This window comes from Streptomyces fildesensis, assembly GCF_016107395.1.
Taxonomy (GTDB): Bacteria; Actinomycetota; Actinomycetes; order Streptomycetales; family Streptomycetaceae; genus Actinacidiphila; species Actinacidiphila fildesensis.
The window spans coordinates 46,641-59,735 of record NZ_JAAIKO010000039.1; the positions used below are offsets into that span (position 1 = coordinate 46,641).

At 69.8% G+C, this 13,095-nt stretch carries 9 protein-coding genes and 1 pseudogene; 4 read left to right on the forward strand and 6 right to left on the reverse strand.

Features of this window, described 5'->3' with window-relative positions:
• Window positions 1–74: 74 nt before the first annotated feature.
• Window positions 75–755 (reverse strand): response regulator, encoded by a 681-nt coding sequence (locus C6N31_RS33330; protein WP_138355385.1) that lies wholly within the window; start codon window positions 753–755, stop codon window positions 75–77.
• Entirely contained in the window at window positions 752–1,942 is a 1,191-nt protein-coding gene (locus C6N31_RS33335; RefSeq protein WP_138355384.1) for a sensor histidine kinase, read from the reverse strand. Before C6N31_RS33335 ends, C6N31_RS33330 begins: the two co-directional genes overlap by 4 nt.
• Before the next feature lie 252 nt (window positions 1,943–2,194).
• Here C6N31_RS33335 and C6N31_RS33340 point away from each other — a divergent pair, with 252 nt between their 5' ends.
• Window positions 2,195–4,423: an MMPL family transporter gene (locus tag C6N31_RS33340; RefSeq protein ID WP_232485962.1), complete on the forward strand. Its 2,229-nt coding sequence runs from the start codon at window positions 2,195–2,197 to the stop codon at window positions 4,421–4,423.
• A 189-nt stretch (window positions 4,424–4,612) separates the two neighbouring features.
• Window positions 4,613–5,473 carry a class I SAM-dependent methyltransferase gene (locus C6N31_RS33345; RefSeq protein ID WP_138355383.1) on the forward strand — a complete coding sequence of 287 codons (861 nt, stop codon included), beginning with the start codon at window positions 4,613–4,615 and terminating at the stop codon, window positions 5,471–5,473.
• Between the two features lie 132 nt (window positions 5,474–5,605).
• Here the strand turns inward: C6N31_RS33345 and helR are convergent, their stop codons facing one another.
• A complete protein-coding gene (helR, locus tag C6N31_RS33350; RefSeq protein ID WP_138355382.1) occupies window positions 5,606–7,762 on the reverse strand; it encodes an RNA polymerase recycling motor ATPase HelR in 2,157 nt (718 codons plus the stop codon).
• 431 nt (window positions 7,763–8,193) lie between these two features.
• Here helR and C6N31_RS33355 point away from each other — a divergent pair, with 431 nt between their 5' ends.
• The gene (locus C6N31_RS33355; protein WP_138355381.1) at window positions 8,194–9,969 is read left to right on the forward strand and encodes a serine/threonine protein kinase; all 1,776 of its coding nucleotides are present in this window, start codon (window positions 8,194–8,196) and stop codon (window positions 9,967–9,969) included.
• 30 nt (window positions 9,970–9,999) lie between these two features.
• Here C6N31_RS33355 and C6N31_RS33360 read toward each other — a convergent pair whose 3' ends face one another.
• A complete protein-coding gene (locus C6N31_RS33360) occupies window positions 10,000–10,560 on the reverse strand; it encodes an isochorismatase family protein (RefSeq protein ID WP_138355380.1) in 561 nt (186 codons plus the stop codon).
• Between the two features lie 293 nt (window positions 10,561–10,853).
• Here C6N31_RS33360 and C6N31_RS33365 point away from each other — a divergent pair, with 293 nt between their 5' ends.
• Window positions 10,854–11,444: a hypothetical protein gene (locus tag C6N31_RS33365; RefSeq protein ID WP_198358900.1), complete on the forward strand. Its 591-nt coding sequence runs from the start codon at window positions 10,854–10,856 to the stop codon at window positions 11,442–11,444.
• A gap of 199 nt (window positions 11,445–11,643) precedes the next feature.
• On the opposite strand, the pseudogene C6N31_RS33370 reads toward C6N31_RS33365, so the two are convergent.
• Together C6N31_RS33370 and C6N31_RS33375 are read right to left on the reverse strand one after the other, a co-directional pair.
• A pseudogene (locus C6N31_RS33370) lies at window positions 11,644–11,874 on the reverse strand (oxidoreductase); the annotation flags it as partial.
• A gap of 77 nt (window positions 11,875–11,951) precedes the next feature.
• Window positions 11,952–13,022 (reverse strand): CaiB/BaiF CoA transferase family protein, encoded by a 1,071-nt coding sequence (locus tag C6N31_RS33375; protein WP_232485977.1) that lies wholly within the window; start codon window positions 13,020–13,022, stop codon window positions 11,952–11,954.
• Window positions 13,023–13,095 lie beyond the last annotated feature (73 nt).

Genomic DNA, 13,095 nt, shown 5'->3' on the forward strand with positions numbered 1-13,095 from the left:
ACCCTCGATACTGCCAGGCAGACACGACACCAGCGGACGGGTCCTGGAGATGGTGTCCTGTCCGGGGCCTGCCCCTAGTTCTGCTGGGTCTCCACGAGACCTGACTCGTAGGCGGCGATCACCGCTTGGGCGCGGTCCCGGACGCTGAGCTTGTCGAAGATGCTGGTGATGTAGTTCTTGACGGTGGAGACGGTGATGTCCAGCGCGCGGGCGATCTCCGCGTTGTCGAGGCCGGTGGCGATCAGGCGCCACACCTCGACCTCGCGGGGCGTGAGTTCATTGAGGCTGATCGGTGGCTTCTGCGGACGGTGCGGGGCTCTGACGTAGGTGGAGATGAGCCGGGTGAGCAGCCGGGGCGCGACGGTGGCCTCACCCGCGTGGACGATGTGGATCGCCGCGACGAGTTCCTCCGGGGAGATGTCCTTGGGCAGGAATCCGTAGGCGCCGGCGCGGAGCGCGCCCACGACGTACTCGTCCATGTCGAAGGTGCTCAGGGCCAGCACACGGCAGTCGGGGAGCGCGGCGGCGAGCTGCTCGGTCGCCTGGACACCGTCGAGGACGGGCATCCGGATGTCCATCACGACGACGTCCGGCCGGAAGCGGTGCGCGAGGGCGACGGCCTGTTCGCCGTCCTCAGCTTCGGCCACCACCTCGAACGCCGGGTCGGGGGAGAGGATGAGTGCCAGGCCGCGCCGTACCAGCGGCTGGTCGTCGGCGATCAGCACGCTGATCTTCTGCTGCGGGACTGCGCTCATCGGAGGAGTTCCGCTCTCTCATCCGCTGCCAGTGGCAGGCTGGCCGCCACCCTGAATCCGCCGCCGTCCAGCCCGCCGGTCTCCAGGGTGCCGCCCTGCAGGGCGACACGTTCGTGCATGCCGATCAGCCCGTAGCCGGTACGGGACGCCGCTGCCGTTTCCAGCGCTCCCACGGGCACCAGCGCGCCCGCGCCGTCATCGAGGACCTCGACGTCGACGCGGTCCGGGAGATACGTCAGCTGTACCGACGCGCGGGCCCGGCCGGCGTGTTTGCGAGCGTTGGTGAGTGCTTCCTGTACGACCCGGAACACGGTGAGCCCGACGGTCGGCGGCAGTGGTCTCTCCTGGCCGCAGACCCGGAACTCGGTGGGCAGGCCGGCCAGCCGGGACTCGGTGACGATACGGTCGATGTCATCGGCTCCGGGTTGGGGTGCGTGCGGCGCGAGCTCCGGTTCGTCGCCTGCGCGCAGGACGTCGAGGAGCTGGCGCATCTCGCCCAGGGCCATCCGCCCGGAGGACTCCAGGGTGAGCAGCGCGTCCCGCGCGGCTTCGGGGTTGCCCGCGAGGTTGGCTCGTGCCCCGCCGGCCATCAGCTGCATGGTGGTGATGTGGTGGGCCACGATGTCGTGCAGTTCCCGGGCGATGCGACGCCGTTCGTCGGCCACCGCTCGGTCGGCCAGCAACCTGCGGGTCGCCGCGACCTCCTGTTGCCAGCGGCTGACCACGATCGCCGTTATGACGACGATAAGGACGGCGAGGACATTGGCAAGGACGTCCGTCCTCGACGTGGTCCGCCCGAAACTCTGACTCAGCAGCGTCAGGAGCACCGTCACGATGGACACCACCGCTGTCATCGGACCGGAGCAGACTCGGGCCGCCGAGTACAGGCCCACCGTGATGACCGCTCCGAAGTGGCTCGGCAGCGACGAGGACAGATTCAGCACCGCGGTGAAGGCCAGCACGGCGATGAACGCCGGCATCGGATGGCTACGGCGGGCCAGCAGCGGCAGAGCGGACAGGACGACGAGAAGGACTCCAGGGACCGTGACGGAACCGTCCTCGGTCTGGCTGCCGATCAGGTAACCGAGAAGGTCCACGACTGCGGCCCCGACGGCAACGAGCCCGTCGTTGCGCGTCCACGGCAGCGCGCCGGGAATCAGTGGCGCGGTGTACCGGCGCGTTCGCATGGTGCCCCTCCCTGTTCTCGGCCCTCCGGGTGCTCCCCCGGGCGGACGACCTGCTGGCTGATCCATTCTCGCATCGGGCCGAGGGCCGGACATTCCCCCTGCGGCTGATCTTCGACCAGGACCACGGTCCTGGTCGGGGAGCATTGCCGGACCCCGGACCCCTGATCGTGTTCATCCTCTGCTCGGACGATCTCCAGGGCCCCCGCGTGATGGTCTGGAAACCGGCCGGGATCCCCCGGCGATGAAGTCCATTTGCCGGAGGACACAGTGATCCGCGCCCTGACCGGATTCTCCACCAGAAACCCGTGGAAGGTCATCGCCGTCTGGGCGGTGCTGGGTATCGTTCTGACCGCTCTGAGTTCGACGTTGATCTATCGGGTCACCCAGAACCAGACCGGGGATTTCCTGCCCAAGACGTATGACTCGGCCGCCGCGCTGAAAATCGCCGAGGACCAATTCGGGGTGAAATCCGACGCCAATACGGTCACCGTGCTCGTCGCCCGACCGGACGGCAAGGCCCTTACCGCGGCGGACCAGCAGCGGGTCGGCGCCGAGGCCGAGAAACTCGGCCGGCACCGGGTCACCATGCCAAAACCCAAGGACGGCGGACCGTCCTTCCTGCTCAAGGACTATTCACAAACGCCCCGGGTCACCCCGGCCATGATGGCGCCCGACCGGAGTTTCGAGCTGCTCTCCGCAGAGCTGGTCGGCAATTCCACGGCCCCCGGAATGCAGGACCTCTACCGGGCCTTCCGGGATGACGCCCGCGCGCAATTCACCGACGCGGGAATGCGCACCGGATTCACTGGCGGCCTGGCCGACACCGTCGACACCACCGACGCCGGTGAGACCGCCTCGAAGATCACGTCGATGCTCGTCATCGGGCTCATCGTGCTGCTCAATGTGCTGGTCTTCCGCAGCGTTCTCGCGGCATTGCTGCCACTGCTCGCCGTCGTCTTCATCGGCGGTGCGGCGTCGGGTGCCGTCGTCGGCGCCGCGATGCTCACCGGAATCAAACTGGACCCGGGCACCCCCTCACTGATCAGTGTGGTCCTGCTCGGCATCGGCACCGACTACCTGCTGTTCCTGCTGTTCCGCTTCCGCGAACAGCTGCGGGCGCACCCGGAGCAGAACGCCCGCACGGTGGCCGGTGAGGTATCCGGCCGAGTGGGCAACGCCATCACCTCGGCGGCGCTGACCATCGTGGCCGCCTTCGCCACACTCGGGGTTGCGTCCTTCGGACAGTTCCGGGTGCTCGGTCCGGCCATCGCCGTCTCGGTCCTGGTCATGCTGCTGGGCAGTCTCACCTTGATGCCGGCCATGCTGGCGGCAGCCGGCCGCAAGATGTTCTGGCCCTCCCGGGCCCTCAAGCGCGAGCCCCGTCCGGGCTCTGCCGCCCGCTTGGGCGACCTGGTCGCACGCCGGCCGCTGATGATGCTCGTCGCCTCCGTCGTCATGCTGGGCGCGCTGTCCGCCGGGCTGGTCGGGATCCGGATGGACTACGGCCTGCACAACGGAGGACCGCAGACCGCGGCCGCGACCACCGCCACCGAGATCTCCCGTGCCCTGCCGGCCGGCGTATCGGACCCGACGAGCGTCTTCGTCACCGCCAAGGACGGCGGCACCCTGCGCTCGGACCGGCTCGACGCCCTCTCGCAGGCGCTCACCAAGGTCAAGGGCGTGGGCCAGGTGGGCAAGACCACCCTGAACCAGGACCACCGCGCCGCTCGGATCGACCTCTACCTGACAGCGGATCCGCAGAGCCAGCAGGCTCGTGACCTGGTCTCCGGGCCGGTCCGGGATACGGTCGCCGCGCACACACCCACCGGTTTGACAGCACATGTCGGCGGGACGGCAGCGATCTTCGCCGACATATCGACCGCGGTCGACCATGACCTGAAGATCGTGTTCCCGGTCGCGGCCGTGCTGATCTCTCTGATCCTGCTCGTGCTGCTGCGAAGCCTGCTCGCGCCGATGATCCTCATGCTCTCCGTCGGCCTCGGCTTCGCCGCCACCCTCGGCGCCTCCACCCTGCTGTTCCAGCACCTGTTGAACAAGCCGGGCGTCGCCTTCACCCTGCCCCTGGTGCTGTTCCTGTTCGTCGTCGCGCTGGGCACCGACTACAACATCCTGATCAGCGACCGCATACGGGAGGAGATGGAACGGCCGGGACCGGCCCGCGCAGCCGTGGCCCGTGCCGTACGACACACCACGCCGGCCATCGCGACCGCGGGGCTGGTATTGGCCGGCTCCTTCGCGAGTCTCGCCGCCACTCCGTCGAGCCAGCAGGTCGGCTTCGCGACAGCCCTCGGCATCATGCTCTCCGCGTTCATCCTGTCGATCGTGCTGGTGCCCGCACTGGCCGCCCTGCTCGGCCGCAGCATCTGGTGGCCGGTCCGCCCCGGCAAGCACGCAAGCCGTCACCCGCAACACCACACGAACGTGCCGACGCAGGAGCGTGACCGGATCCCGTCCTACTGACCGTGCACCCCACGGTGTCCCCGCTCACGAGCGGGGACACCCGCGCGCGGCCTGGTCAGCCGGCCTTGGACAGCGCCTGCGGTGCGTAGATCTCGACTGCATCCATCAGACGGCCCACCCTCCGAGTGGTCCCCGACCCGTCACCGACCGTCCCGGACGCCGGCCGCGCCATGGAATCATCAGGATGTGATGGGCGACTGGGAGTGGGACGACACGCTGTTCCTCGGCACAGCCACCTACTACGGGCGCGGGAGGCTGCCCTACGCTCCCGGGCTCGCGGACCTGCTGGCCACGGCCGTACAGCTCGACGGGCGGGGGCGTTTGCTCGATGTGGGATGTGGTCCTGGCACCCCCGCCCTGAGCCTGGCGCACCTGTTCGGCGAGATCGTCGGTCTGGACCCGGACGGTGGAATGCTCGCCGAAGCCGAGCGCGGGGCCGCACGGGCGGGAGCGGCCCGAAAGGCGCGGTGGGTGCAGGCCCGGGCCGAGGAACTGCCCGTGGGTCTTGGAGAGTTCACCGTCGCGACGTTCGGCCAGTCCTTCCACTGGATGGATCGCGACCTGGTGGCGGCCACCGTCAGGGACATGCTCCGGCCCGGCGGGGCGCTGGTGCACATCTCCGACCTCAAGACGGAGATCCGAACCGTCAACGGACTTCCGTATCCAGCCGTGCCCTACGCCGCGATCGACACGCTGGTCAGGCACCACCTGGGACCGGTCCGACGAGCCGGGCGGGGGGTGCTGACGCACGGAACACCCGGTGATGAGGCGGCGGTGCTCACACGGGCCGGCTTCTCCGGCCCCCAACGCCATGTCGTCCCCGGCGGGCAAGCGCTGGAACGCACGTCCGACGACATCGTCGCGTGGGCGTTCTCCATGTCGTCCTCGGCTCCCCATCTGTTCGGCCCGCACCGCGACGACTTCGAGGCGGATCTCCGTCGGCTACTGCGCGACGTGTCCCCGGCAGACCGGTTCTCCGAACGACAGCCGGGCACCGAGGTCTTCGTCTGGTGGAAGAGCCCCGCCGGGCCGGCACCGCTGCCGGCGTAACGCGGACCAACGGACCAGCGCGAACCAGCCGACCTGCGCGCCCACCCCGCGCGCAGGTCCGCTGCATCCGCACCGCGCATCGGCGGCGGCCTTCACCACCGCCGAGTGGCGCTCAGGTCGTCCTGGCCGAGGTCAGGAGCTCGTGAGGATGACGAGTTGCTGAGTCGCGCGGGTCATCGCGACATAGCGATCAACGGCTCCCTCGATGCCCGTGCCGAACGACTCCGGGTCGATGAGGACCACCAGGTCGAACTCGAGCCCCTTCGACAGCTCCGGGGTCAGCGACCGGACGCGGGATGTCGCCCGGAACGTGGGATCGCCGATGACGCAGGCGATGCCTTCGTCATGGGCGGTGAGCCACGTGTCGAGGATCGAGTCCAGCTCCGCAACGGATCCATGGACGACGGGGAGATCGCTGCTGCGGATGGAGGTCGGCACATTGGCGTCCGGGAGTACGGTCCGGATGACCAGCTCGGCCTCCGTCATCACCTCTTCCGGCGTCCGGTAGTTGATGCTCAGGGAGGCCACGGTGATCCGGTCGAGCCCGACCCGCTCGAGCCGTTCCTGCCACGACTCCGTGAACCCGTGCCTGGCCTGGGCGCGGTCCCCGACGATGGTGAAGCTCCGGGACGGGCAGCGCAGCAGCAGCATCTGCCATTCGGCATCGGTCAGTTCCTGCGCCTCGTCCACGACGACGTGCGCGAACGGGCCGGCCAGCACATCGGGTTCGGCGCCGACCAGTGCGCTCTCGTCGATCAGGGTGTCCTGCAGGTCCTGTCCGCGCAGCATCCCCACCGCGCCTTCGCTCTCGTCGATCAGCATGTTCTGCAGCAGGCTGTCGATGGCGGCGGCCCTGGTCGCGCGTTCGGCGGCGACGGCGGCCTCGTTCCGCCGCATGCGCCGGGACGCCTCCGGGTCGCCGAGCCGCTGCCGTGCCGCGTCCAGCAGCGGCAGGTCGGACACCGTCCAGGCCTCGGTCTGCGCGCGCTGCAGCTTGCGGACGTCATCGGGACCGAGCCAGGGCGCGCACTTGCGCAGATAGGCGGGCACCGACCACAGATCCGCGACGAGGTCGGTCGCCTCGACCAGGGGCCACGCCCGGTGGAGGGCCTTGAGCAGCGCCCTGTCCTGCAGCAGCGACCTCCGCAGCAGCTCGGGCGAGGCTTCGCTGTCGTCCTTGTCCATCAGGATCGTGAGCAGCTCCTCCATGATCTGTTCGTGTGCCTCGTTGTGCGGAGTGCCCTGCTCCACCGCTTCGAACGCGACCGCCCAATCGCGGGGGCTCAGCCAGAGGTCGGACCAGTGGGTCGCGACCGTCATCCCCTTGGTGGGCGGCTCCTCGTAGATGCCGACGGCCGCCTCGATCGCCTTCACCAGGTCCGCGGACGACTTCAGACGGGCCACGTCCGGGTCGGGCTCGATCACTGCTCCGGCTCCCTCGGCGACGAGGTCCCGCAGGGTGCAGGTCTGCACGCCCTCCTCTCCGAGGCTGGGCAGGACATCGGCGACGTAGGCCAGGTAGGGCTGGTGCGGGCCGACGAACAGCACGCCGCCCCGACGGTGCCCGAGGCGGGGATCGGAGTAGAGGAGGTAGGCGGAGCGGTGCAGGGCGACGACGGTCTTCCCCGTACCCGGGCCGCCGTCGACGACGAGAGCGCCGCGGGATCCCGCCCTGATGACGGCGTCCTGGTCGGTCTGGATGGTGGAGAGCACGTCCCGCATCCGGGCCGACCGGTTGCTGCCCAGGCTGGCGATGAACGCGGACTGGTCGTCGAGCGCGGCGCGCCCTTCGAGCCCTTCGGCGGTGAACACCTCGTCCCAGTAGTCGCTGATCCGGCCGCGCGTCCAGCGGTACCTGCGGCGGCTCGCCAGACCCATCGGATTGGCGTGGGTCGCCGCGAAGAACGGCTCAGCCGCGGGGGAACGCCAGTCGAGCAGCAGCCGGCGACCAGTGCTGTCGGTGAGGCCGAGTCGTCCGATGTACACCGGCTCGGAGTCTTCCGCACTGACGATGTGGCCCAGACACAGGTCGAGACCGAAGCGCCGCAGGGCGCGCAGCCGACCGGTCAGGCGGTGGATCTCCGTGTCGCGGTCCATCGCTCCGCGGCCGATGCCGCCGGGTGCCCTGCGCTCGGCGTCGAGGAGGGCGGACAGTTCGGCGATCGCCTGCTCGAGGCTCTCCGCGATGGCCGCGAAGTGCTGCTCGTCGCCGGCGATCATCGCCGGTTCCGCCTTGGGCGCGAGGCGGTCGGGAAGGTCGAACGCGCTGGTGGTGGTCAGAGGGTTCATGTTCATCGCCTCCGGTCCGAGGTCGCTGCCGCGACGGCCGGAGCGCACACCCGCATCCCGGTGCCGGGGACTCGCACCCGCAATGCGTATCCCATCACCACCGACTCGATGTCACCGCACGACCCGTAAACCGACAACAACACATGCACTTCGTGAATCTCCCATTTCTGCAGGTTATGACCTCGGCCCGTGATTGTGCCCCACGACCGGGGCCTTGCCGCAAGCCCCCCATTGCGCTATAAGTTGAAAGTGGCAAGGAGTGGATATTCCTCCTGCCCTCCTCGCCCACTCGGGGCCGACAAGCCACCTGCAGTCGCCGAACGCGGCCTTCTCGTCCTCTTGAGCAAGTTCGCCGCATTTTCCTTGCTGCGCAAGCCAGCCCGGACGGGTTGGGTGCGTGATCGTCCCGCGTGTCTCGTAGGCTCCGGGCCATGAGTAACGGGGAATCCGGCAGACGGGTCATCGACGGGCGCTTCGAGCTGGAAGCGCGGCTCGGCAGCGGTGGCATGGGGCTGGTGTGGCGGGCACGCGATCTCGTGCTCGACCGGGCGGTGGCGCTCAAGGAAGTACGGCCGTCGGATCCCGGGCTGGCCGAGTACGACCCGCCCGCCGCAAGCCTGTTGCGGGCCCGGGTGCTGCGGGAGGCCCGTGCGCTGGCCCGGGTCGAGCATCCCAATGTGGTGACCATCCACCACGTCGTGGACGGCGGTGAGGGCACCTACCCCTGGCTCGTCATGGAGCTGGTGACCGGCGGATCGCTTCAGGACCGGCTCGCGCGCGGGCCGATGGAGCCGGTGGAGGCGGCTCTGCTGGGCCGCGAACTGCTGGCCGCGCTGCGGGCCGCGCACGCCGTGGGAATCCAGCACCGGGACGTCAAACCCCCCAACGTCCTGCTGCGCCCCGACGGGCGCCCGGTGCTCACCGACTTCGGCATTGCCGCGATCCGTGAGTCCACGGTCCTGACGGCCACCGGATCGATGATCGGTACCCCCGACTTCATGGCCCCCGAGCGGATCACCGGGGACGGCGGCGGGCCGAGTTCGGACCTGTGGTCCCTGGCGATGATGCTGTATGTGGCGGTGGAGGGCCATCACCCGCTGCGCAGGGCAACCACCCTGGCCACGCTGGCGGCCGTCCTCAGCGAGGAGCTTCCGCCGCCGCGACAGGCCGGGCCGCTGACAGAATTCCTCAACGCCCTTCTGGTCAAGGACCCGGGCGACCGGCCGGACGCCGAGTCCCTGGACCGCATGCTGGCGGTCGCAGCCCAACAGCAGCCGACCGGACCGGTATCCGGTCCTGGACCGGTGCAAGGACACGGACCCGTGCCCGAGGCAACGTCCTTCCGGCTGGGATCTCCCGTCGCCGAGCCCACGGCGGCCCGGCCGGACGGTTTCGGGCCGCCCATGCCCCACGACGCCGTTCCCCACGGTGCCGGTTCCTCGGCCTATCCCTCGCCCTATTCCTCGCAGTACCCCTCCCCCTACGCCTCGCAGTACCCCTCGCCGGAGCCGGGCGCGACGCGCCCGTCCATCGGCAACCAGCGGCGCAGGCTCCGTACGCGACGGGTGGCGATCGGCTCGGCGGTCTGCGGAACCGTGCTGACGGGCGTGCTGGTGTGGACGCTGCTCCCGGAGCAGAACGGCGACAACATCGTGTCCGGGAAGCCCGGCTCGGACGCCTCCACGTCACATTCGTCGGGTCCGGTACCGACCACCGCACCGTCCACGACGCAACCGGAGAAGGATCCGGTGAAGGTGAGCCTGCTGACGCCCGACGGCATCCGTGCGGCGATCAAGGAACTGAAGGCGCAGATGGGGACCGACAAGGTCGGCCGCTTCGTGGTCTACCCGGAGTACATCTCCGCCGAAGGCATGGTCAAAGGCAGCGCCACCCACTACGACAGCTACGACTACCGGGTCGGACAGGGCGTGACCCGCGGCACGATCAGCGGAACACTCCTGGGCGGTGAACAGCCCGTCAGCCTGGACCTCTACAACTGGGACGCCCTGCCCGCCCTGCTCAGCCGGGCACAGAAGGACCTGAAAGTCCCCAAGCCCACGACGCGCTACCTCGTGCTCCGCCAGCCCAACAACATCTTCCATACCCCCGCGGGCATCGGCGTCTACCTTGCCGATGCCTACGACGGCGGTTACCTGGACGCAGATCCCAAGGGCAAGGTCACCAGGCTGATGCCCGCCGGTGACTAGCGGTCCTCCTCCGATCCCCGTTCCCAGGCGTCAGGAGGTGCCACCGAAGTCGACGTCCTTGGTCGCGACCGCCCCGGCGGTCCGTCCCGGCGCCGTCTGGTAGGTCCAGTACAGGTTCGTGTGCGCGATGACTTGGTCCGGCGGCGGCGCGCCCCATTCCGACTGGTCCCCCGTCGTGTGGGCGTCACTGACGAGCGTCGCGTCGTACCCCCGCGCGAACGCGCCGTGGAGGGTCGAGCGGATGCATGCATCGGTCTCCGCACCGGCGACGACGAGCCGTCCGACTCCGAGTCCCGACAGCACGGTCTCCAGGGTGGTGTCCTCGAAGGCGTCGCCGTAGTTCTTCTCGACCAACGGCTCGGCCTCGCCCGGAGTCAGCTCGGGGACGATCCGCCAGCTGTCGCTCCCCCGCACCAGGTGCTCGTCGGAATGCTGGACCCAGACGACCGGGACCCGCTCCCCCCGCGCCTGCTCGACCAGGCTGCCGACATTGGCGACGACCGCGTCGCGCTCATGGGCTTCCTGGACGACGCCGACCTGCACATCGACGACGAGGAGTGCGGTGTTCGGTCGGTTCTCGAGTGTGGTCATGGGTCCTCCTGATCACGCTGGGTTCCTCGGGCCATCCACGGTAGACCCACCCACTGTCAGCGAGGTCGATCACCGGCACGCGGCACCGGAAATCCGGCGGCATCGAGGAGGCCTGTCGGCCCCCTCGCCACCTGCCGTCGCACGCCGGCCGGAACGTGTGCAGGGGGCCGCTCGGGTGTCGGAACTGCTCCATCCGGGCCCATGGGGCAGTAGAAGCCACCTCACTCGGGGCACAGCTCCTTCCGTGCCGGCGTCCCGCCGCACACCGCATCACGTCCCGATGGAGATCCCCCATGAAGTTGCGCACTGCCGCGTCAGCCGCCACGACCACGTTGGTTCTGCTCGCCCTGGCCTCCCCCGCCGTGGCACAGACCGCGCCGCCCGCCCCGACCGCCCCCGCCGCTGCCCCGGCCGCGTGTGCCAAGGAGCAACTGGCCTACCTCACAGCCGAGGACCAGGCGATGGCAGCCGCCATCCAGGCGGACACCGCACGGAAGGCGGCCGACGCGGCCGAGAAGGACGTCGCTGTCCTGAAGGAGAGCTCGCACGTGGCGGGCGACCTGGGAGCGCGGTACGGCTCGCAGGGGCTGCAGGCCGGCATGGCGGTCTCCAAAGCCACCGACGCCCGGGATGCCGCGGCCACGGCCACGGCGCTCAAGAAGCTGGCGGAGCTCGCCAAGAGCAAGGGCGGCGCCGACGGCACCTACCAGTCCGACCGGCTGACGCGTCAGGCTGCCCTGGCGCAGAAGGCCACCAAGGCCAAGAACGCCATCACCCTCAACGCCACCGCCGACAAGGCCGAACTGGCCGCCATGACCGCGGTCAAGAACCTGGCAAAGCCCCGCACCCTGCTGGAAAGCTGCCTGAAGAAGGCCTCCGCCTGATCTTCCGGAGGGCACCACGGTGAGCAAGGCCCCTGGCAGTCCCGATGTCCCGGCGGAACCCACCGTCCGGAACGGCGCGGGACAGGTCCCGGCGACCTGGACCGATCACCGGCTGCCCTGACCGTCAGGTGCGGAGCGCCCATCCCGACGCCCCGCACCTGGCGGTTTCCCGCCCGGCTCGTTTCACACCCTGGTCCGCGGTGTCGCCCTCCTCGACGGCGTTGACACCGGATCCGGGCGAGATCCGCAGGCCGACCCGCTCCAGGCCGATGGCCTCGGCGACGGCCCGCACCACTTCGGCCGTGAAACGAATGCGTCCCTCCACCCCGCCGCCCCGCTCGTCGGTCCTGCGGTTGGTGTTCCGCGCCAGGAACTGGTGCAGCAGATGGCCGTTGGCGGAGTGCACCTCCACACCGGCGAAGCCTCGCGCGTCATGGCCCATGCGAGGACCGTAGTGCCCGCGGAATTCGGCTGTTCCCTCGGCCGGGACCGGTCCCGTCGCCTGGTTCACGAGTCCAGCCACGCGCCGATCTCGTCGGTGTGCTCTCCCAGCCGGGGCGGCCGCCGGTCGTAGCGGGGCGGGGTGCGGGACAGACCGATGGGGTTGGCCACGAGATGCATCGGCCGGTCGTCGGTGGTGATCGTGGCGCGCGGCGCGAGACCCAGGCGTTCAGCCAGCCCGAAGGCCTCCGCCAGGTCGTTCACCGGCCCGCACGGCACGCCCAGCGGTGTGAGGACCTCGAACCAGTCGGCTGCGGTGCGGCGTTCGAGCAGCCGGGAGAGCTGTCCGGCGAGCTCGTCGACGTGCGCGACCCGGCCGGTGTTGGTGGCGAACCGGGGGTCGGCCGCCAGCTCCGGTGCTTCCAGCCCGTGGCACAGGGCGGCGAACTGCCGGTCGTTGCCAACGGCGATCACCATCGGGCGGTCGGCGGCCGGGTAGACCTCGTACGGGGCGATCGAGGGATGCCGGTTGCCCATGATCCCCGGCACCGCGCCCGCCAGCGTGAAGCCGCCGGACTGGTTCACCAGACTGGACAGCAGGGACGACAGCAGATTGACCTCGACATGCTGTCCCTCGCCCGTCGCATCGCGGTGCCGCAGCGCGGCCAGCACGCCGATCGCGGCATGCAGGCCGGTGAGCACGTCCACGACGGCCACGCCCGTCTTCACCGGCTCCCCGGATTCCGGGCCCGTCACACTCATCAGTCCGCCGACCGCCTGCAGCAGCAGGTCGTAGCCGGGCAGGGCGGCGCCCTTGCCTGAACCGAAGCCGGTCACCGAGCAGTAGACGATGCCCGGGTTGACCGCGCGGGCCTGCTCGTAGGAGAGCCCGTACTTGGCCATGGTCCCCGGCCGGAAGTTCTCGAACACCACATCCGCCCGTCGGACCAGTTCCAGCGCCCGCCGACGGCCCGTCCCGTCGCGCAGATCGGCGGCGAAGGAGCGCTTGTTGCGGTTGACGGACAGGAAGTACGTGGCCTCCCCCTCGGCATGCGGCGGGCCCCACGCCCGGGTGTCGTCGCCGGTGTCGGGATGCTCGACCTTGACCACGTCCGCGCCGAGGTCGGCGAGGAGCATCGTGGCGTACGGGGCGGCCAGCACACGGCCGAAGTCGGCGATCAGAACGCCTGACAGCGGCAGTCGGACGGCA

Bases quoted from the DNA above. Each gene is read 5' to 3' on its own strand.
- C6N31_RS33355 (WP_138355381.1), top strand. From the start codon at position 8,194: ATGAGTAACGGGGAATCCGGCAGACGGGTCATCGACGGGCGCTTCGAG.
- C6N31_RS33345 (WP_138355383.1), top strand. From the start codon at position 4,613: ATGGGCGACTGGGAGTGGGACGACACGCTGTTCCTCGGCACAGCCACC.
- C6N31_RS33375 (WP_232485977.1), bottom strand. From the start codon at position 13,022: ATGCTCCTCGCCGACCTCGGCGCGGACGTGGTCAAGGTCGAGCATCCC.
- helR (WP_138355382.1), bottom strand. From the start codon at position 7,762: ATGAACCCTCTGACCACCACCAGCGCGTTCGACCTTCCCGACCGCCTC.
- C6N31_RS33335 (WP_138355384.1), bottom strand. From the start codon at position 1,942: ATGCGAACGCGCCGGTACACCGCGCCACTGATTCCCGGCGCGCTGCCG.
- C6N31_RS33365 (WP_198358900.1), top strand. From the start codon at position 10,854: ATGAAGTTGCGCACTGCCGCGTCAGCCGCCACGACCACGTTGGTTCTG.
- C6N31_RS33360 (WP_138355380.1), bottom strand. From the start codon at position 10,560: ATGACCACACTCGAGAACCGACCGAACACCGCACTCCTCGTCGTCGAT.
- C6N31_RS33330 (WP_138355385.1), bottom strand. From the start codon at position 755: ATGAGCGCAGTCCCGCAGCAGAAGATCAGCGTGCTGATCGCCGACGAC.